The sequence below is a fragment of the Tolypothrix sp. PCC 7712 genome (genome assembly GCF_025860405.1).
Classification (GTDB): Bacteria; Cyanobacteriota; Cyanobacteriia; order Cyanobacteriales; family Nostocaceae; genus Aulosira; species Aulosira diplosiphon.
On record NZ_CP063785.1, the window covers coordinates 5,812,876 to 5,834,484 of the forward strand.

General features: G+C 40.7%; 14 protein-coding genes, 1 tRNA gene and 1 CRISPR repeat array. Of the genes, 11 read left to right on the forward strand and 4 right to left on the reverse strand.

From position 1 onward, the window contains the following. Positions 1-105: 105 nt before the first annotated feature. The 3 genes from HGR01_RS23840 to HGR01_RS23850 all read left to right on the forward strand — a co-directional run bounded on the left by HGR01_RS23840 (position 106) and on the right by HGR01_RS23850 (position 4,842). Positions 106-1,776: a PfaD family polyunsaturated fatty acid/polyketide biosynthesis protein gene (locus HGR01_RS23840; protein ID WP_045874171.1), complete on the forward strand. Its 1,671-nt coding sequence runs from the start codon at positions 106-108 to the stop codon at positions 1,774-1,776. 4 nt (positions 1,777-1,780) lie between these two features. Beyond that, positions 1,781-3,289: a thioester reductase domain-containing protein gene (locus tag HGR01_RS23845; protein WP_045874170.1), complete on the forward strand. Its 1,509-nt coding sequence runs from the start codon at positions 1,781-1,783 to the stop codon at positions 3,287-3,289. A gap of 500 nt (positions 3,290-3,789) precedes the next feature. Beyond that, positions 3,790-4,538: direct repeats of the CRISPR family, unit length 37 nt; unit sequence GTTTCAATCCCTAATAGGGATTAAGTGAAATTTCAAC. A gap of 172 nt (positions 4,539-4,710) precedes the next feature. Beyond that, the gene (locus HGR01_RS23850; protein ID WP_255325364.1) at positions 4,711-4,842 is read left to right on the forward strand and encodes a hypothetical protein; all 132 of its coding nucleotides are present in this window, start codon (positions 4,711-4,713) and stop codon (positions 4,840-4,842) included. Here HGR01_RS23850 and HGR01_RS23855 read toward each other — a convergent pair. The 3 genes from HGR01_RS23855 to HGR01_RS23865 all read right to left on the reverse strand — a co-directional run bounded on the left by HGR01_RS23855 (position 4,839) and on the right by HGR01_RS23865 (position 8,367). Further along, positions 4,839-5,861: a YihY/virulence factor BrkB family protein gene (locus HGR01_RS23855; protein ID WP_045874169.1), complete on the reverse strand. Its 1,023-nt coding sequence runs from the start codon at positions 5,859-5,861 to the stop codon at positions 4,839-4,841. The two genes, HGR01_RS23850 and HGR01_RS23855, sit on opposite strands and share 4 nt — an antisense overlap. 287 nt (positions 5,862-6,148) lie before the next feature. Then, entirely contained in the window at positions 6,149-7,264 is a 1,116-nt protein-coding gene (locus HGR01_RS23860; RefSeq protein ID WP_045874168.1) for an ABC transporter permease, read from the reverse strand. 233 nt (positions 7,265-7,497) lie between these two features. Beyond that, a complete protein-coding gene (locus tag HGR01_RS23865; RefSeq protein ID WP_045874167.1) occupies positions 7,498-8,367 on the reverse strand; it encodes an Npun_R2479 family HD domain-containing metalloprotein in 870 nt (289 codons plus the stop codon). A 1,186-nt stretch (positions 8,368-9,553) separates the two neighbouring features. On the opposite strand from HGR01_RS23865, the gene HGR01_RS23870 reads away from it, so the two are divergent. The 8 genes from HGR01_RS23870 to HGR01_RS23905 all read left to right on the forward strand — a co-directional run bounded on the left by HGR01_RS23870 (position 9,554) and on the right by HGR01_RS23905 (position 20,686). Then, complete coding sequence (locus tag HGR01_RS23870) at positions 9,554-11,029, forward strand: efflux RND transporter periplasmic adaptor subunit (protein ID WP_228045418.1); 1,476 nt, start codon at positions 9,554-9,556, stop codon at positions 11,027-11,029. Between the two features lie 80 nt (positions 11,030-11,109). After that, a complete protein-coding gene (locus tag HGR01_RS23875) occupies positions 11,110-14,361 on the forward strand; it encodes an efflux RND transporter permease subunit (protein WP_045874166.1) in 3,252 nt (1,083 codons plus the stop codon). 64 nt (positions 14,362-14,425) lie between these two features. Then, a tRNA-Gly gene (locus HGR01_RS23880) sits at positions 14,426-14,497 on the forward strand. Positions 14,498-14,725: 228 nt separating this feature from the next. Continuing rightward, complete coding sequence (locus tag HGR01_RS23885) at positions 14,726-15,382, forward strand: nuclease-related domain-containing protein (protein WP_168161047.1); 657 nt, start codon at positions 14,726-14,728, stop codon at positions 15,380-15,382. A 172-nt stretch (positions 15,383-15,554) separates the two neighbouring features. Further along, complete coding sequence (locus HGR01_RS23890; RefSeq protein ID WP_045874165.1) at positions 15,555-15,896, forward strand: hypothetical protein; 342 nt, start codon at positions 15,555-15,557, stop codon at positions 15,894-15,896. A gap of 134 nt (positions 15,897-16,030) precedes the next feature. Beyond that, positions 16,031-18,760 carry a TnsA endonuclease N-terminal domain-containing protein gene (locus HGR01_RS23895; protein ID WP_045871115.1) on the forward strand — a complete coding sequence of 910 codons (2,730 nt, stop codon included), beginning with the start codon at positions 16,031-16,033 and terminating at the stop codon, positions 18,758-18,760. Next, positions 18,751-19,878, forward strand: a complete 1,128-nt coding sequence (locus HGR01_RS23900) for an AAA family ATPase (protein WP_045871116.1) — start codon at positions 18,751-18,753, stop codon at positions 19,876-19,878. Before HGR01_RS23895 ends, HGR01_RS23900 begins: the two co-directional genes overlap by 10 nt. After that, a complete protein-coding gene (locus HGR01_RS23905) occupies positions 19,868-20,686 on the forward strand; it encodes a TniQ family protein (protein WP_052335223.1) in 819 nt (272 codons plus the stop codon). The genes HGR01_RS23900 and HGR01_RS23905 overlap by 11 nt, the downstream gene beginning before the upstream one ends. Before the next feature lie 10 nt (positions 20,687-20,696). Here the strand turns inward: HGR01_RS23905 and HGR01_RS23910 are convergent, their stop codons facing one another. Beyond that, the gene (locus HGR01_RS23910) at positions 20,697-21,323 is read right to left on the reverse strand and encodes a hypothetical protein (protein ID WP_045871117.1); all 627 of its coding nucleotides are present in this window, start codon (positions 21,321-21,323) and stop codon (positions 20,697-20,699) included. Positions 21,324-21,609: the final 286 nt, after the last annotated feature.

Consider the following 21,609-nt stretch of genomic DNA (forward strand, 5'->3'; position numbering starts at 1 on the left):
ACTTTACAAAACACAGTAACGCCCAAGATAGAAAAAATTGGTATTACCTCTTTTTCACCATTCATCCTTTAGAAACCTTTGCTTATAAATCGAGGGATAACTAGCGTGACTACTGTAGATGCGCCACTAAGTCAACACGAAAATGGACTAGGATTTACCTGCTATTCCTATGGACAAAACCTCATTTGGAAAGGTTCCCCAGATTGTATTTCTTTTGATCAACCAGGAATAGTAGTTAAATTTCTCAACTTAGATCAACCCTGTTATATTGTGAACGCCGGCGGCAGAATTGGTGTTACCAATGTGGGATATTTATGCCCCCTAGATGGGACTGTAACATCACCAATAGAACTGTTAGCATCCATTCCCCCAATTAAAATTCAACAGCTAGGTGACCCCTCTTTTCTCTCCTCTTATGGAGTGAAATATGCCTATGGAACTGGGGCAATGGCTGGCGCTATTGCTTCCGAAGAAATGGTAATTGCCCTAGGAAAAGAGAAAATTTTAAGTTCCTTTGGTGCTGGTGGTTTAAGCCCAGAAAACTTGGAAGCTGCTATCAACAAAATTCAACAAGCCTTACCCCAAGGCCCCTATGCTTTTAATTTAATTCACAGCCCTAATGAACCAACAATTGAACGCCGTGCTGTGGATTTATTCCTCAAATATGGCGTGAGAGTTGTGGAAGCTTCAGCATTTTTGGATTTAACTCCCAACATTGTTTATTATCGGGCTGCGGGATTAAGTTTGAATGCGGCCAATCAAATTGAAATCAAAAATAAAGTCATTGCTAAAATTTCTCGTAGAGAAGTAGCCAGCAAATTCCTCCAACCAGCACCAGCTAAAATCCTCAAGGAACTTGTACAACAAGGGTTAATCACCGAGTTACAAGCAACTCTAGCAGCGCAAGTGCCAATGGCGGATGATATTACTGTGGAAGCTGATTCTGGCGGACATACAGATAATCGTCCTCTGGTTTGTTTGTTACCTTCCATCATGGCTTTGAGAGATGAAATTCAAGCACAATATCATTACTCTCAACCTATTCGCATTGGGGTAGCGGGTGGAATTGCCACACCACAATCAGCTTTAGCTGCTTTTATGATGGGTGCAGCTTATGTAGTCACAGGTTCGATTAATCAAGCTTGTGTGGAATCTGGCGCTTGTGAACATACTAAAAAGTTGCTCGCCCAAGCAGAAATGGCTGATGTCATGATGGCTCCGGCTGCTGATATGTTTGAAATGGGAGTCAAATTACAAGTTCTCAAACGCGGCACCATGTTCCCAATGCGGGCGCAAAAGTTGTATGAGTTATACCGCGCTTATGACTCCATTGAAGAAATTCCTCTAGCTGAAAGAGAGAAATTAGAAAAACAAGTTTTCCGGAAAACTATTGCCGAAGTTTGGGAAGGAACAGCAGCTTATTTATCCCAAAAAAATCCGGAGAAACTGGGCAAGGCAGTTAATAATCCTAAATTGAAAATGGCATTGATTTTCCGTTGGTATTTAGGATTATCTTCCCGTTGGTCTAGTTCTGGCGAAAAGGGACGAGAAGTTGATTATCAAATTTGGTGCGGCCCGGCAATGGGTAGCTTCAATGACTGGGTACGCGGTACTTATTTAGCAGAACCTCAAAACCGCAAAGTTGTTGATGTTGCTAACCATATTATGACCGGAGCAGCATTTTTATATCGCATCCAAAGTTTGAGATTTCAAGGCTTACAAATTCCCGATTACTACAGTCAGTATCGCCCAGCTAGTTCTACATTGGAGATGTAAAAAAATGAATTCAAAACATTCTTATAGTGCCGCAGATATTCAAGCCTGGCTGGTTGCTAATCTGGCTGAGTTACTAGGGGTAGAAACTGACGAGATAGATGTCAACGAACATTTAGAAAACTACGGTTTGGATTCAGCCCAAGCAATGATTCTCGTCAGCAAATTAGAGAAAATGCTGGGCTTCCAACCTTCGCCTTTGCTGTTGTGGCATTATCCCAATATTGCTGCTCTTTCTCAGCGTTTAGCAGAAGATTTACCCGAAGATGCAGTAGTTCAAGACACAAATAATGCCCCTGCGAATGCTCCTCTCCCGGCTTTAGATTTAAACGCCGAGGTAGTTCTTGACCCCACAATTCGCCCTGACGCTTTACCTCCAGTTACAATTACTGAACCAAAAAACATCTTTTTAACTGGTGGTACAGGTTATTTAGGTGCATTTATTATTCGGGAATTGTTGCAGCAAACTAATGCCAATATATATTGCTTAGTCCGGGCTGCTAACGCTCAAGAAGGTCAGAGCAAATTAGCAAAAAATCTCGAATCTTACGCAATTTGGGATGAAAAATATAAGTCGAGAATTATCCCAGTTGTAGGGGATTTAGCTCTCCCATTATTGGGTATGGGCGCAGAACAGTTCCAAATTTTAGCTGCTAATATTGACACCATTTATCATAGTGGTGCTTTGCTGAATTATGTTTTCCCCTATTCAGCATTGAAAGCAGCTAATGTGTTAGGAACTCAAGAAGTATTGAGATTAGCTAGTCAAATCAAACTCAAGCCTGTACATTACGTTTCTAGTGTGGCGGTGTTTGAATCACCTGCTTATGCTGGTAAGGTAGTGAAAGAGCAAGATGACTTCGCGCATTGGGAAGGAATTTTCCTTGGTTATTCCCAAACAAAATGGGTAGCTGAGAAGTTAGTGAAAATTGCCCGTGACAGAGGTTTACCTGTAACTATCCACAGACCACCATTAATTTCTGGAGATAGCCAAACAGGTATTTGTAACACCCATGACTTTATCAACTTGATGGTCAAAGGCTGTCTGCAAATGGGATATTTCCCAGATGTAGAATACATGATGGATATGTCTCCTGTAGATTATGTTAGCAAGGCGATTGTTTATCTCTCAATGCAGCCTTCATCTATAGGTAAAGCATTCCATTTACAACATCCTCAACCAGCGCCTTTAAGCACCTTAATTAAGTGGGTACAATCCTTCGGTTATCCTGTGAAGGCGATTCCTTACGACCAATGGCAAGCAGAGTTAATTAATAATGTCTCTTCTACGGACAATCCTTTATATACTCTACGGCCATTTTTGTTAGAACGCTGGTCTGATGAACAATTAACAATTCCCGATTTGTATCTACAAGCCAGAAGACCTCATATTAGCTGCGAGGAAACTCTCAAAGCATTAGAAGGTAGTTCTATTGTTTGTCCGCCAATTAGTTCGGAAATGTTTATGACCTATACTGCTTATTTGATTCAGACTGGTTTTCTGAATGTTGCATAAGGTAATAGGCAATTTGTAGAGTTTGGTAATCAATAAAAAGCCCGCACAAGCGGGCTTTTTTATGGAGTTCAACTTCATTTTTATCATCCGTGCTTGCTTGGAAGCAAAGGGTTTTAATCCTGAAGAGAGTAAGTCAAATTTTGCTGTAGGGTGTGTTAGGTGCTTATTTTCAATATGATTTGTCACGCAATAATTATCCTAGCGCCTAACGCACCATCCACGCGACGGTGCGTTACGGCTAAATCTAATCTTTCTCTAAGTCTCAAATCCTTTCACAGCCGTAACACACCCTACCTCAGATTCACTGCATAAATGGTCTCTGACAGAGAGTAAATAAAATGGCGTTGCTGATTGATGGGATGATTTTTGTCTCACGCAAAGGCGCAAAGGCGCAAAGAATCGACTTTTAGCTTTTTCCCGAAGTCTGAATTCATCCCGCAAATATGCAACGCCAATAAAATTTCAACTCGTTGTGTTACAACTCTACGCCAGTACTCAAAGTTTCAATCCCTAATAGGGATTAAGTGAAATTTCAACATAATGCTAAATTCCCCTATGCTTGGTGCTTAGTGGTTTCAATCCCTAATAGGGATTAAGTGAAATTTCAACTAGCAGTTACTCGGCTTCTGGCCCTGGGTTCAAGTTTCAATCCCTAATAGGGATTAAGTGAAATTTCAACACAAGCAATTGTTAAAGCTGAAGCTGCTTCTAAATCGTTTCAATCCCTAATAGGGATTAAGTGAAATTTCAACCGAAAAGCAAGAAGTTCAAGCTGAAATCAAAACCCCGTTTCAATCCCTAATAGGGATTAAGTGAAATTTCAACGTCACGCCAGCATCATGTAAATACTCCTGCCCATCTTGTTTCAATCCCTAATAGGGATTAAGTGAAATTTCAACCTAAAATAGCTAGCTTAGTATCAGCTACGAGATGTTTCAATCCCTAATAGGGATTAAGTGAAATTTCAACAATTAGATGCCCCGCGTTTCTTAGCATCTTCCGTTTCAATCCCTAATAGGGATTAAGTGAAATTTCAACCAAGCACCAAAGCAGCTAAGGGAAAAGCTAAGGAGTTTCAATCCCTAATAGGGATTAAGTGAAATTTCAACCCACTTGCATAAGTCCCACCATCGGCAATGCCTGTTTCAATCCCTAATAGGGATTAAGTGAAATTTCAACCTCAGAGAAAAATTAATTCATTCTTTGTTGGCAGTTTCAATCCCTAATAGGGATTAAGTGAAATTTCAACGGCGGAAGTTTCAAAGCTAATGTATATGCGGTTTTCAAGGTTCTGTTACGCGGATGGAGCAATGATAACATAGGCGATCGCAAAAAGGCAAAACCAAAATAGCTGAAAGTCTTTCTATGTAAGGCGCGCGGGTGGTTGAACATCAATAAATAGGTGCAAGTCTTATGCACAAATGGTTTCGCCTATTTTGAGTGAGACTACATTTTCCACACCTACCCATCCGCGCATTCTGGGAAGCAAGAGTATGCTAACTGGTTTGCTGACAGATTATACTTTACCAAGTTTGCAACAAGATGGAATTTAATTTCTTCTTCTCTTTTTAACACCTTTGGGTTTGGTAAATGAACGCATGATGCGATTAATCAGGTTAGAAGGCTGCTTGCGGGAAGAAGATATTCTCGGCTGATTGGTAGTGCTATCTTGGATACCTGGATTAGTAGAACTCTCATGATTGAGAGGTACAGCGTGTTTAGTAGGGGTAATTCCACTGCCATATCTTCTGGCGTAAACTTGGGTAAACTCAGCACCAAAAAAGAGAATTTGAGCAGCGTAATAAATCCACGCAAGAATTACTACCAGCGAACCAGCTGCACCATAGGTTGAGCCAAAACTACCATTACCTAAATATTGTCCTAACAAAAATCGACCTATGGAAAACAAAAGTGAGGTGATAGAAGCGCCTATTAAAACATCACCCCAAGTAATTTTCACATCTGGTAAAACTTTAAAAATGAGTCCAAATAGTACTGTAGTGATGGCAAAACCTAGAAGAAAGTTAACAATTTGCCAGAGAAAATCAACACCCGGTACTAGGTTACTAAAGAAAGCTACTATTGCACTCAAACCTGCACTAATTACTAAAGAAACTAATAGTAAAAAGCCAATTCCTAACACCATAGTGAATGATAAAACACGCTGGCGAACCATAGTGTTAACTCCTCTTCCTGGTTTTGGCTTTACTTCCCAAATGGTGTTGAGTGCATCTTGCAACTCGGTAAATAAACCTGTAGCACCTAATAGCAGAACTAGGATACTAATCAGAGAAGCGATAGTTCCTGTTGTTGGTTGGTTGGCATTTTGAATAGCTGTTTCAATAAATTTTGCGCCTTGTGTACCAACTAATCCTTGAATTTGGCGAAAAATTTCACCTCTGGCGGCTTCTTCGCCAAATACCGCACCAACAACGGCAATAACAATAATTAGTAATGGTGCAATGGAAAATATTGTGTAATAAGCTAAAGCTGCTGCTAACCGTGAGGCTTTATCCTCACTCCATTCTTTGAAAGTCTCTTGGAATAACCCCAAAATTGCTCGCCAACTCATGCCATCAGTCTCCTTATCCCAGCATATTACTCGCCTCTGATATATTGGATACTGATTTACTGGTTAGCGTCATCTGCCTCAAGATGTTGGTATAGCGTCCTTGAGGATGAATCTCAATAATTTTGGGTTAAGGGGGAAAGGGGAAAGGGGAAAGGGAGAAAAACGGTTTGGTTAAGCGATTCATCGGGGGAGACGCGATTCATCGCGTCTCTACAAGATTTAAACATCAATCGATTTTTTTTGCACGAAAGCTGAAATAAAATTCTTTTAGCTTTTGCCTTGCGGTATTAGCGTCGTAAACTCCGAGGGTCGAGTGCATCTCTTAGCCCATCGCCTAGTAAATTGAAAGCTAATACTGTGAGGATAATTAGCACGGCTGGCGGCCAAATTAGCCAAGGTTGTAGTACTAAAATTGAAGCATTACTGGCTAAAGATAGCATATTTCCCCAAGAGGGGTCTGGTTGTTGAATTCCTAAACCAATGAGACTTAACACAGCTTCGGCGCTGATAAAGCTGGGAACAGATAAGGTGGCGGAGATAATTATATAGGTGGCAGTTTGTGGCAAGACGTGACGGAGGATAATATACATTGGTTTACCTCCCATTGCTCTTGCAGCTTGTACAAATTCTCGCTCTTTAATTGATAGTACTTGTCCGCGAATTACCCTTGCTAAACCTGCCCAACTAATTACGGAAGTAATGACTACAATTAATAAAAAGCGTTGAGTACTGCTTAAACCCGGTGGTAATACTGCGCCTAATGTGACTAACAAATAAATGCTGGGGAAAGTCATCAGCACTTCTGCGAGGCGCATAATTAAGGTATCAATTTTACCGCCAAAATAACCAGAAATCCCGCCGATGAGTAAACCCAGGGGATAGGTGATAATCACACCAAATATCCCAATAAATAAGCTGATGCGACCCCCATGCACCAAACGGCTAAATTGGTCACGTCCTTGATCATCAGTACCTAAGATGTTAAATTTGGCTTCTCCAGTCGTGCCAAACAAATGCCAATTTAAGGGGATACCAGGGATAATAGTGACTTCGTCCCATTTAGGTGGTAGGGGTAAACTGAGTTGAAACAGGCGGTATTCTGACCCGGAGACAAATAAACGTAGAGGTGAGGGCTTTTTGAAGTCTACAATGAGTTTGCGATCGCCTGTCTTTAAATTAGTATCTCCCTGAGTCGTGGGATAAATATGAGGCCCAATCGCTTGTCCTGATGGTGAATTCCAATAAATTTTTGTAGGTGGTAGCAGCGAACCATTTGGCTGCGAAGCATAAGGATCGTAAGGGGCGATGAAATCTGCTGCAATTACTGCTATATAGAATATCAACAGCAAAATTGCCCCAAATCTTGCCAAAGGGTTCTTTTTCAGTCGTTGCCACCAATCCATAGTTTTGATATGCAGTCAAGGTTTAATAGTTAATAGTCCGAGGTCAAGGGTTAATAGTCAAGCCCTGCGGAAAGTCAAAATTCTAAATCTATGATAATTAATTTTGAACCTTGACAGAATTTTAGGTGCTCAATTTGCGATTGCAGATTTTCAAAATGTCAAATTTAAAATCTAAAATCCAAAATCTAAAATTGTTGGACAGACGCGATAAATCGCGTCTCTACAAATGTTGACTAATGACTGTTAGCCATTAACCGCAATTCTTCTTGTTGTTTTTCATGCTCGACAACAAAGACATTTGAGTAAAGATTAGCTAATATTTGTTTACCTTGCTGTGTTAGCGCCAAATAACGTAATGCGTCTTTCACATAGGGATAAACACCATTCCAGTAAAACTTGGCGTAATTCTTGCGTAAATCGCCTGGGTTTTGATAGCCTAAGATTTTATTCATCCCAGTTTCTTCAAATTCATAATATAAAGAAGTAATTTTCTTTAAATAACGCGGATCGCTTAATTGTCCAATTAAGTCGGCGGCGCGGACTAAGCCTGCATAGTTATGTGTATCTTGATGGTCTTCTGCTTTCGGGACGGGGAATCTGGTTAATTCAATATTCGACTTAATTACTTCTGCATCGATTAATTTATGTCCACCAAAACGTTCATCAATAAATAGTTTGCCTCTATCAACATGATAGGGTATGAGACTAGCATCAGAAGCACCAGGAGCTAAAGAAATCATTTTGCCATCTTTACCTGTAGCATATAAGCCTTCTGTCTCTTGGTCTTGCCGACAAACTCCTTTGACATAGCCAATATCATGACAAGCTAAAGAGATAATGCAATGTAACCAATCATCACTGGAAACGCCACCTTCACGAATATGTTTACCTCGTAAAATTTCCTGTCCTACTAAAGTCACAAGAATTGTGTGTTCGACGTTGTGATATAAAGCATCGCTATTGGCAATATTTTCTAAAGCCATGCTCCCAGCCCAGGCAATGATATCTTGATAATCATGTTTTAAAGCGCCATAGGTGCGATGATAGCCTTCTCGAATTTGATTAACAAAAGCATCAATTAAAATTTCTGTAGCATTGAACATTGGTTTTGACTCGCTGGAATAAGAATTTATTAACAATTCGTAATTCGTAGTTACTAATTCGTAATTAGGTTAAGGATGGGAATTTAGACCCTACCTGTAAAGGCGTGACTTATAAAAGTTGTAGAATATAAACCTCTGTTTAATTACGAATTACGACTTACGAATTAGTAATTAGGTTGATTATGGTTATTCAGTACGTATTGGCAAAAATTTCTCACCAATCAACAGGATAGTCAATTTTGCAAAATACGTTAAATTTCATCTTTAAAATGACAGCAATGCAGATTTCCTCCTTTGTTACTGGTTGAGAGTTTTAGCTCTATCTATTTTGATATTTTTCCCACAAAACAGGCTATCCTTTCATTAGCCTGCAAATAACAGGTTAGAAGCTTCGGTATTGCTGCTTTATTCAGTTATAGTCTTTAGCTAAAACTAGTAGTTCCCTACAGGAATTTGCATGGTTTCGTAGTCAAGGTTCAAATTCCCAAGTAGAGGATTAAAGTCTTGGCTAGGAATATGTTTTTCCCTCATGCTCAAATTCAGCGATGGAGAGAAATATCCTGTATTGAAAGCCTAAGTACTGTTTTAGGCATCAGCACTGATGACTTTCAAGGTGCTACTGTCTTTTTCAGATACATTGCCACAAATTATTCAGTTTTGTATAGATGTGCCTTAGCCCTATCTGCTTTTTTACTTCTATTATTTCCGTATCAACAATCGAGATGGACGAGAGTTAGATACTAAAAAATCACAATAACTGCAACCTGATAAATAATTCTATAATGAGAAATTTCTCGAAAATTTAAGCCATATTCATCTTCTATACCCAGAAAAAGTAATAGTAGTTAAAAATTACTCAGTCTGCTTGCCAGACTGAAACTTTAGAAAAATTTGGATTATCTGCACCTGTATTCACTTCCTTGCATTATAAATGCTGGACAATATCATTTTAATACTAAAAATATGACAGTAATTCAGTGCAAATACTCATTGACAATATTTTGATTCAATAAATATATTGCAAATATTCTTCTATTGTAATAAAAGTACAACCTGTATCATGTTTCTCTACTGGGAATCCTGATAGTCAGAGCCTCAAAAAATGAGCTATATTTCATACAAGTTAATAAATTTAAACTTTTATTAAAAAATACCAGTAATTATTCATATTACAGGAGCTAGAGGTATGACCGTGGGTGATGAAAGTTCATCAAAAGTCGAAATGGAAGACTCTTTGAGGGCTGAAGATGCTGATTTAGGACAAAAACTACAGGATCGGCAAACTCGCCTATGGTTGATGCCACTGTTACTGGGTACAGGTTTGGGATTAGCGATCGCTTTTGGGGGTATGGGTATTTTAAGCCATCGTCCCACTAGTCAACAAAATGCGATCGCCAAACCACCAGCAAAGTTGAAACCATCAATGACAGTTACCGTTGCTACCGTAGAGACTGCAAGTGTAGCACGGACTCTCAATACTACGGGTACTGTCGCCGCCTCCGATTTGATTCCTGTACTTCCCCAAACCAACGGACTGCAAATTAAAAAAATTCCTGAGAATATCCAAGAAGGCGCTTTCGTCAACAAAGGGGATGTTTTGGCAGTTTTAGATGATTCTGTACTGCAAACTCAAATTAGCCAAGCTAAAGCAGATATAGAATCGAAGCAAGCAGATATGGCATCAAAGCAAGCCGATGTCACATCTAAACAAGCCAGTGTGTCATCCAATGTGGCGATTGTTAAGCAAAGACAAGCAGATTTAGCTCAAGCACAGGCGCGCTTAGAAGAAGCGGAAAAGAACTATCAGCGATATCAACAACTGGCGGCTTCTGGTGCTATTAGTCAACAAGAACTGGATACTCGTTCCTATACGGTGAAAACTGCCAGAGAAACTGTGCGTGTTGCTGAAGAAAATGTTCGTAGTGCCCAAGCAAATGTTGGTGGTAGTCAAGCAAATATCAGCATAGCCCAAGCCAACGTCAACAAAGCCAAAGCCGATGTTCGCAATAGTGCCGCGAAAATAGGACAACTGCAAGCCCAATTAGCACAAACCCTAGTTGTTGCGCCTGTATCGGGAATTATTGCCGAAAAACTGGCGAGAGTGGGGGATATGACAGGTGTACCACCACAAACCCAAGTAGGTAATGTGATTGGTGGGACGCAAAAGCTGTTCTCGATTATTCGAGATGGCAAATTACAACTGCAAGCAAAAGTTCCTGACATTCAACTCTCCCTAGTGAAAGTGGGTGCAACAGTAGAAGTGACTTCCGATCTGGATCGCCTTGTTACCTTGCAAGGGCGAGTTAGAGAGATAGAACCGATGGTAAACGATCAAAGGCGAGAAGCCACAGTCAAAATCGACTTACCACCAACAAAATTGCTCAAACCTGGAATGTTTGCCCGCGCCGCCATTACCACCTCATCAACCCTAGGCATGACAGTACCCCAAAAAGCCGTACAAACCCAACCTGATGGCAGTGTAATTGTATTCATGCTATCGGGTGAAGACATTGTCCGCGCCCAGAAAGTAGAACTAGGAGAACCTCTAAACGGTAACAGAGTGGAAATCAAAAGCGGGTTGAAATTAGGCGATCGCGTGGTTGTGAAAGGTGCAGGTTATCTCAAAGATGGCGACAAAGTACTGATATCCCCGGAAGGATAAAGAATCCATAATCTGAATCTGCTGCGGTGAACTTTTCCCCATCAATCCAAAATCCAAAATCCAAAATCCAAAATTCTCCGATGTCCTTCAATATCTCTGCTTGGTCGATTAAAAAACCTGTCCCCACGATAGTTTTATTCTTGATTTTGACGATAGTTGGTTGGTTTTCGTTCATTTCCTTAGGGATAGACACCAACCCCAACGTTGATATTCCCGCAGTGACGGTGACTGTTACCCAACCAGGTGCAGGCCCAGCGGAACTGGAATCGCAAGTGACAAAGAAGATTGAAGATGCTGTCGCGGGTTTGGGCAATATCGACAACATGATATCGAAGGTCAGTGATGGTAATTCTACAACCACCATCAATTTTTTATTAGGAACAAACAGCGATCGCGCTACTAATGACGTGCGAAATGCGATCGCTCAAATTCGCCAAAGTTTACCCCAAGACATCAATGATCCGATTGTCCAACGTCTAGACTTCGCTGGCGGGCCGATCATGACCTATGTTGTCAAATCTGATCGCCGTTCTGTGGAAGAGTTAAGTAACCTCACAGACCAAACTATTAGCCGCGCCTTGTTAGCGGTGAAAGGTGTCGCTCAAATTAAACGTGTGGGTGGGGTTGACCGAGAAATCAGAGTTAACCTCGACCCCAATCGCTTACAGTCTTTAGGTATCACCGCCACCCAGGTAAACGACCAAATCCGCGCCTTGAATATTAACTTACCAGGCGGACGTGCGGAATTAGGTGGTAGCGAACAAAGTATCCGCACATTAGGTAGCGCCGCCAGTGTGGATGTGTTGAAAACCTACGAAATCATCTTACCTAGTGGTGGTTCCGTACCTCTTTCCAGCTTAGGAACCGTCGATGATCAATTTGGTGACATCCGACAAACTGCAAGCTTGAATAACAAACCTGTGGTAGCCTTTCAGGTTCTCCGTAGCACTGGTAGCGTCATGGTAACAGTGGAATCAGGAGTGAAAGCCGCAGTTAAGGAACTGGAAAAAACCCTCCCTCCAGATGTGAAGCTGGATTTAGTATTTACCAGGGCTGATGTAGTTCGCCAGTCCTATGAAAGCACCATCGATGAATTGATTCAGGCTTCCATACTGGCGGTGATCGTCATTATGATATTTTTACGGGACTGGCGAGCAACATTAATTACCGCCGTTGCCTTGCCTTTATCAATGATTCCCACCTTTGCTGTACAGCAAGCTTTAGGTTACACCCTCAACAACATGACATTGCTAGCCTTAGCCCTAGCAGTCGGTAACCTAGTCGATGATGCCGTCGTGGAAATTGAAAACATGGAACGGCACATGGCAATGGGAAAATCAGCTATGCAAGCGGCTTATGAATCTTCAGAGGAAGTGGGATTAGCCGTGGTAGCTTCTTCAGCAACGATTATTGCTGTATTTCTGCCCGTAGCCTTTATGGGTGGAATTCCCGGACAATTTTTCCAACCCTTTGGCTTTACGGTTGCCATTTCCACAATTTTTTCCACCTTAGTCGCCCGCATGATAACCCCCATGATGGGGGCTTATTTACTCAAGGATAAAGACCATACACGCAGTAAGGGAATACAGGATCAGAATCAGCCACGATTTATCCGATTATTAAATTTTAAATTTAAACTGCCAACAACCAGCAAAAAAACTAAAAAACTCAGCACTCAGCACGGGCTGAACGCCCCGCTACCGCTAACACAACTCAGCACTCTCAAGCCTCGAAAATTTCAGCCCTATAAGTCGTTGTTGCAATGGGCACTCAGGCATAAATTAACAACAATAGCGATCGCTCTAGCTTTCTTCATAGCTAGTCTGATGCTAGTACCCATGATTCCCAAGGGTTTCGTTGACGATGGCGACTACGGACTTTCTAGTATTTCTATAGAAATTCCCCCTGGTTCCACCTTAGCAGATATGAATCAGGTAGTAACACAGACAACTAACATCCTCCTGAAAAACCCTCATGTTGCTCAGGTAGTAGCTACAGAAGATTTGAGTACAGCTACCCTCGCTGTCAACCTCAAACCCAAAGAAGAACGCAAGATTTCCCAAAAACAATTTGAGGAAGAAATACGCCCCCTATTCCAACAAATACCAGGGGCGAGAATCAGTTTCCAAAGCCAAGTACCAGGTGATAGCCGTAAAGGTTTATCAATAGTTTTGCGTAGTGAAAATCCCGAAGCCTTAAGTCAAGCTGCGTCAGACTTAGAAAAGCAGATGCGAACCATACCGGGATTAGTAGAAGTCTCTTCTAGCGCCAGTTTGGTAAAACCAGAAATTCTCGTCATACCCGATCCGCAACGCGCCGCAGATTTAGGTGTGACAGTGCAAGCGATCGCGCGTACAGCCTCTTTAGCTACCATTGGTGATAACGATGCCAACTTAGCCAAATATAATTTAAGCGATCGGCAAATTCCCATTCGCGTGCAAATCGATCCCAAAGCCCGCGCAGATATCAACAATATCAAAAATCTTCAAGTTCCCAGTCAAAATGGCAGCTTAGTTCCCCTCCTCGCCGTTGCAGATATCCGCTTTGGTAGCGGCCCTGCAACCATCAACCGCTACGATCGCGCCCGTCAAGTTGCAGTCGAAGCCAACTTACAAGGTATCGCCCTCGGCGAAGCAGTCCAAACAGTAAATAAACTGCCGATTATGCAAAACTTGCCTCCAGGAGTTATGCAACAACCCTCTGGCGGTGCAAAAATTATGCAAGACATCTTTAGAGGTTTTGGTAGCGCCTTGGGATTAGCAATTCTCTGCATCTATGCAATTCTCGTACTGCTATATAACAATTTCCTACATCCGCTATCGATTATGGCAGCCTTACCCTTTTGCTTAGGCGGCGCATTAGTAGCCTTGATGGTAATGCAAAAACCCTTAGGACTCTATGCCTTAATTGGGATTGTACTGCTGTTGGGAATTGTCACCAAAAACTCTATTTTGTTAGTGGACTATACAATCATCAACATGCAAGAAGGCAAAAGCCAACGTCAAGCACTCATCGAAGCTGGCGTGTCACGCTTACGCCCAATTATGATGACCTCATTAGCAACAATCGCTGGTACTCTACCCCTAGCATTAGGAATCGGTGTTGGTTCCGAAGTCCGCCAACCGATGGGAATCGCTATCATGGGTGGCTTTACAACTTCCACACTGCTGACATTGGTGGTAGTACCCGTAATATTTAGCTATATTGACAACTTCCAAAACTGGATCATGAATACCTTGCGCTACGGCTTCGGCAAAAAACCACCCCGCCCAGCATCCAGCGAACATGAAGTCATCAGCCTCCCATCAGAGCGGGAAAAATCCGCTTCTTAAATTCAGCCTTGGCAGATTGTGGTATAATAGCACCTAGCTTTAGCTTAATGGCTAGCTGCTATTTGCGGGTGTAATTCAGTGGTAGAATGTCATCTTCCCATGGTGAACGTCGTGGGTTCGAGTCCCATCACCCGCTTTTTGTTGGTGTAGATTAACTAATTATTTGTCCGTGGTGAAACATTATTTGTCATCATATTTCCAGAGATAATTTTATAATTTAAGTCGTATTATAAAGATGGTGTCACAAAGTTTTAGATTGTGCCTGCTTAAATAATATCTATTCAAAAGTTTCCTAAAACCTCTAATGTAATTTAGATAATGTAATTGCAGGGTTTGAATTATTAACACTATAAGACATAGTAAATTGCCGTCAACAAAAAGATCAGCAGGAGACAATATCAATAGGCTGGGTCAGGAAAGACACCAGTCTGCATTGTTGCGCTATGCTCTAGCAGTAGCTTTCCTTGTTGGTACGGTTCTTTTATTTGTAACTAATAGTACTTCTTATTTAGGATGGTTGCTCTCACTAGCAGGATTCGCAAGCTCCTACTATTTGTACCGCAGTGGACGACATTTAACAAAACGAGCAGGAGATGCTCAACGTGGTGCTAAAGCTGAAAAGGATGTAGCCGCTTTATTACGACCCTTGCAGCGTCAAGGATGGTACATCGAATACAACTTAAAAATCAGGAGATGGGGAGATGCAGATTTAGTATTGCACTCCCCTAAAGGCAATTGGTATGTCATTGATGTCAAATCCCACGGAGGTACTAAAGTTTACGAAAACGGTTGTCTACGAAAGCGTTATGGCAGAAATATTTATGATTTTGAAGAAGGAGATTTGATCGGGAAAGTGAAAGGTCAAGCTCAGGAAGTGAAGAGTATAAAAGGTGCGCGATGGGTAACTGCGATGCTTTGCTTTACAAAGGGTGATGTCGATATTTCTCTCAATGAGATTACAGGTGTTTATATTGTGAACACTACCAATTTGATCAGTATTTTGTCGCAGTTGGAGCAGTAAATGGAAATAAGTTATTGAATGTTTGATTATCAAATCTGATATTTAAGCGAAATGGGATAGCAGATAGTCTATGTACAAATAAAATATTTACTCATAGCCAATTATCCTAAGTATTCAGGTAAACTATTTTACAAAAAACACCAATATTGGGTGCAGTAACTCGGAGGTAGTTTTGAAAGCGACCAGAAAAATAGATGCTATTCTTAACGCTTGGTTTGACTACATTGCTTTGGATGATTACAGTAACGCCAGGGTTGAAGCTACTAACAATCAAAAGATTGTAAAACAACCTGGTGTCAGGCTGTTAGGTAACCATGTATTAATAGATAGAGATATATTTTCAGAACTACAAAAAAAACCACCCAGAGGGCAACAAAATCAACAAGAATCTCTGTGGGTTTTATCATTTCCACAGGTTGTAAATGTCGAAAATGGAAAATCTTATTTTTGTCCTCTATTTTGCTTAGATATTACTGTCACTGTAAGCAAAAGTTTGCCGTTTTTGAAACCATAACCTTGCCGCAGACATAGCCCAAAAGTAGATTATTACGTTTAGTAGCCAAATAGAAAAAGTTGAGTTTTGAAATGATAAGCTTGCCGAAAGTATAAAAATCAAGCATAAACCTGCCGAAAGTTACGGTATTTCCTATGCTCAGCGACCGAGAGTTTGAAGACTGGTGTCGCCGCCTTTGTTTACCAGAGACGACAAAAGAGCTAGTGCAAAAAATCCGGAATTCAGAACCTGTGAGGAAGGTAGGTGGCGGAGCGAAAAATGTTTGCGGCAGTTATCCAAGTCGCAAAATGGGGAAAACGATTCAGTTTGAATCTCATAAAGTAGAACTGCCGGCGATCGTAGAGTACGAAAATGATGAAGATGTATTAGAGTACTATGACCAGCCAATTCGTCTAAGTTTATCTTTTCATTCCCTGAGCGGACGTTGTGTGGTGACATCTCATACTCCGGATTTTTGGGTAATGAGGCGTAATAGTGCGGGATTTGAAGAATGGAAAGCTAGTGAGCGGCTCAAAATACTAGCCAGAAAACAACCTACACGCTATCAGCAAAGCGAAGAAGGTCGTTGGCACGCGCCACCAGCAGAAATGAAAGTTCAAGCAATGGGACTGTACTATTATTTACGTACAGATCTTGAAATCAACTGGATTGCTTACCAGAACTATCAGTTTCTTCAAGGTTATTTCAACCAAGAAAATACAGTTAAAAAAGAGGTAAGAAAAACAGTTGTTGAGTGTATTAATGCCAATCCTGGAGTAACCCTCAAAGAACTACTAGAATCAACAAATACCGATTGGGCAGATGATATCTATGCCTTGATTGGAACAAAGCAAATATATGTAGACCTGAAAGCAGTAGCTTTGAATGAGCCAGAAAAAGTTCATCTTTTCAGTAGCCAAGAAATGGCATCAACTTATGATCTAATCATTGCTCAAAAGACTTCTGCTCGTATCGCCAGTGGACAACGAATTGATGTGGCAATTGGTTCAACGCTGGTTTGGGATGGTAAAAGTTGGTGTGTAATTCAAATCGGAGACACAAAGATTGCGCTTCAAAGCGAAAATGAACTGATTGGGTTAACTCATGCAAACTTTGATGCACTAATTGCACAAAAAGAAATCATTCATATTCAACCATTATCTGCAAAAACAACAGACATTTGGGAACAGATCAAATGCGCTAGTTCTGAGGATTTAGCAGTAGCTAATTACCGCTATAAAGTTATTGAACCATATTTACATGGCAGTCCGCCAATTAATAGTTCTGTACCTGAGCGGACAGTTCGTAGCTGGAAATCCAAATATCATCAGGCTCTGAATAATTATGGCTGGGGCTATATTGGCTTACTACCCAATCGTGGCAAGAAAGGGAACAGGGTAGATCGCTTTTCACCCGATACTTGGGAGTTTATTGACCAAATTATTGAACAGCACTATGAGAACCTCAAACAGCGAGGAAAACTAGCAACTTACGGTATTCTGGTTAGAGAATGGGAAAAAGCTGGAAAAACAGACCCTTGCCCTAGCCGGATCACTTTCTGTAAACGCATTAATCAACGAGAGAAAGTAGGACAAACTCGCCATAGGCAAGGGTCAAGAGCCGCTTACCAAAAGAGTCCTTTTTATCACGAATTAACGCTCTCCACCCCTATTCACGGGAGTCGGCCATTTGAAATCTGCCACATTGATCATACAGAATTAGATATCGAGTTAGTTTGTTCGCGCACTGGGCGCCCTTTAGGCCGACCTTGGGCAACTATTCTCATTGATGCTTTCTCACGTCGTATTTTCGCAATCTATTTAACATTTGACCCGCCATCGTATCGTTCCTGCATGATGGTATTGCGAATTTGTGTGCAGAGATTTGGCCGCTTTCCAGAAACATTAGTAATGGATAATGGTGTAGAGTTTGGCAGTATTTACTTTGAAACACTTCTAGCTGCCTTTAGTTGCACAAAAAAACAAAGACCATCTGCTAGTCCTAGATTTGGTTCACTCATTGAAAGATTTTTCGGCACAAGTAACACAGAATTTTTTTACAACCTTAAAGGCAATACTCAAATTACTAAACAAGTACGCTTGGTAAATAAAACAAATAACCCAAAAGTACAAGCTGTCTGGACATTGCCAGAATTATATGAATATTTTTGTAAATATGCTTATGTAATTTATGACAGTAGAGAGCATCCGGCACTGGGAATGTCTCCCAATGCTGCATTTACAAAAGGTGTGAATCAGAGTGGGATGCGCTATGGACAAAAAATTTTAGATGATGAAAACTTTAAAATTTTTACTTTGCCCTCAACTGCAAAGGGAAGTGCAAAAGTAATACCAAGACTCGGGATAAAAATTAATTATATCTATTATTGGTCAATTGATGATTCATTTCTTAACCCTGAAGTTGAAAGTACTCAAGTACAAGTTAGATATGATCCATTTGATGTAGGAACTGCTTATGCGTATGTCAAAGGTAATTGGGTACGCTGTATATCTGAATATTATTCATCCTTACAAGGTCATTCTGAAAAAGAAATTCGACTGATAAGTATTGAATTACGACAGCAAAAAAATCAGTATAATCAAAAAATAGCAATTAGAGCTAAAGAACTTGCACAGTATTTAGAATCAGCAGAAGCTCAAGAAGTTTTACAGACACAAAGACTTCATGATTTAGCTGCAACTGATTTGCGAGACTTAATATATAAAAATGGTAGGAAACAAACATCCTCTACTCTTACTCAGTGTCCAGTTGATAGTGATGAAGCTATTAGTACAGAAGAAGTATCACAAACACATCAATTAAATACTTCAGCAATAGAATTAGGAAAAATTCAAGCTTACTCTCAAGAGGAGTTATGGCAGTAAAACATAACCGTCCATTTCCACAAGAACTCCTGAAACAATCATTAACCGAACGGTTGAACTATTTTCAAGGAATTACAATTGGACACTTACGATTAAAACAAGCTTTAGAGACTTTATTGCTCAACCTTCAACAACCAACAGATATTTGTGTTTTCTTTGTTGTTGGCCCAGCAGGAGTAGGTAAGACCACTTTACGACTAAGGGCTGAAAAACTGTTGATGGAAGGTGCATTAGCATCTATGAAAAATCATATTTATCAAATTCCAGTTGCAGGTATTGAGGCAATTGCTAATGAAGGAGGAAAATTTAATTATAAAGATTACTACCTCCGCGTTTTAGAATGTTTAGAAAAAATTTCTTTTGATTCAATTGCTACAAATAGTTCATTAAATTATCAAAATTATTCAGGGTTTCTTTCTACTACATACTTTGCTTCTAAAAGTTCCGATACGGTGCGTCGTGCTTTAGAAAAATCTATGCGGCACCATAAATTAACAGCATTGATGATAGACGAAGCCCAACATTTGCTGATGGTTGCTGGGGGAAAGCAAATGTTACATCAGATGAATTGGATAAAATCTCTTGCCAACATCACTGGTGTTGTACATATTTTATTTGGTACTTATGATTTACTTAACTGTTGTCACCTCAGTGGTCAAGTTAGCCGACGCAGCGATGATATACATTTACCTCGTTACTCAACAGATAACAAAGAAGATATAGCTGAGTTTATGCGGATTATCAGAACATTTCAGGCGCATTTACCTTTGCTTGAAGAGCCCTGCTTGGTAGAACAATATGAATATCTGTTGGATTATTCATCTGGTAGTGTTGGTCTTCTTAAAACTTGGTTAACAAAAGCTTTACGAAATGCTTTGGCAGAGAATGCAACAACCCTCAACATAAAGTATATTCAACAAAATGAATACTCAAAAGCACGGCGGCAGCAAATAGAACAGGAAGCACAAGCTGGAGAGAAGCGATGGCGCAACGATGTTGCTCCCGTAGCACTTAGTTTGACCAATGAAGATGTGAAGCAACCATCTCAAGCGAAAGGTCGTGTGGGAAAACGTCAGGCTAAAAGAGATACCGTAGGAATTAATCTTGATGTCAGTTAATTATTATACCGAAGATGAGTTTTGGGCTCTAGAAAAACCAACAATTCCAGAACGCTCTCAATTATTCCCACTCGAACCAATCGGTGTCGGTACGCTCTATGTCGAAAGCTTGAGTGGATATATTGCTCGCCTTGCCGACTGTCACACGATAACTACCGGAGAACTAGTTTTATCAAAAGTTATTCCATTGATGAGGCATAAAAGAAGCAGTGTTAGTTCTATAAACATCATTAATCATTTATTTAGAGATCAAGATTTTTTCACCTCTACCAACGAAAAAAGAATTGACATTGCTACCACTCTAATTCAAGCTCTAAAAGAATTGACCTGGCGTCAAGATTTATCTTGTTTATGGCCATTAAAATGGGCCAGCATTTTTTTCGAGTTTAGCATTTTGCGTTTGCATCAAGCTTGGTGTCCCGTATGTTATGACCACTGGTTTGTCAACAATCGAGTCATCTACAATCCACTGTTATGGTTAGTTAACACAATTGAGGAATGCCCTGAGCATGACCATCAGCCCTTGATTGAGGAATGCCCTCACTGTCACGAAAAATTTCCACCATTATCCAGGTATTCTCGTCCAGGGTATTGCTCAATCTGTCATCTGTGGTTAGGTAGCCAGAAACTCAACCAACTAGCCAATGAACAAACTCACAGCGTTGATTTTTGGCGACAGCTTTTGATTACTCCTATGCACTCTCATCAAAGCAACAAGCTTGTCTGGCAGTGTATGTGGTTTGATGATGTCGATGATTTGGCTGCCAATACGCCCTCTGATTTCCTGCCACCCATAAATGAGAACTAATTTTCCATCCTTACCTGCTCCGGGGTTTGAAACCATAAACCTGCCGCTCCGGCAAACTTATGGTTACAGTCACAAGATCGGGTAGGCGATCGCGCCATGCGGTTTGTCCTATTTCTTCGCTGTCCTTACCCTCACGATAGTCAGCATATTCTTTGTTCCAGTTTTGTACCAAATCTGCAAATTCGCGGTGTTGTTTGACTGTTGTTGGCAATTTTCCGTCTGATGCTTGGTTCTCCTCCCGTGAGTTGATTGCAGATATGTGAGAGGAAAGAACGATGGGTGATGGTGCGTTGTGTTTGAGGATAAAGGTATTGAGCGCATTTGGGCTAATATGCCAGTCAGCGATCGCAGTTGTGGGATTGAGTAACTTTTGTATTTCCGAGTAGGTAGGGGAGGACTCATCACCCAAGGAGTATAAAAGCCAACTTAAACAAGCATTTTTGCCTTTTTCTGCCAGTTCCAAGGCTGCACACCAATTTCCCGATTGGATAGCTAAGTCAACGGTTAATTGTTGAAAACCAGCAAATCGTAAGGCTAATTGTTGTTTTCTGGCTGGACTGGGGGTATTTTCCAGCAGGTTTTGGAGGATATCTGTAGCCCGTCGTTGCAGTTCTTCTGCTTCGGATGTTTGTCCCAACGCAGACAAACAGCGAATCAAATCTTGGAGAAGTTCTAAATGGGCTTCGGGAAATTGGGTGAGGGTTTGTAGAGCATTTTGGTAGCTGCGAAAAGCCTTCCGCCAATGGGGATAGGGATTTTCATCCTTGCGTCCGTATGTGTAATGGGCGTTTCCTATAGCTTGGTGTAATTTCCCCTAGGGGAAACGCATCTTATTTCCTAATAAAAACTAAGAGAGATTTCAAAATGACATAGATAATTGTAAAAATTCCGGAAATGATAAATAAAATGAATCAATAGTTTCG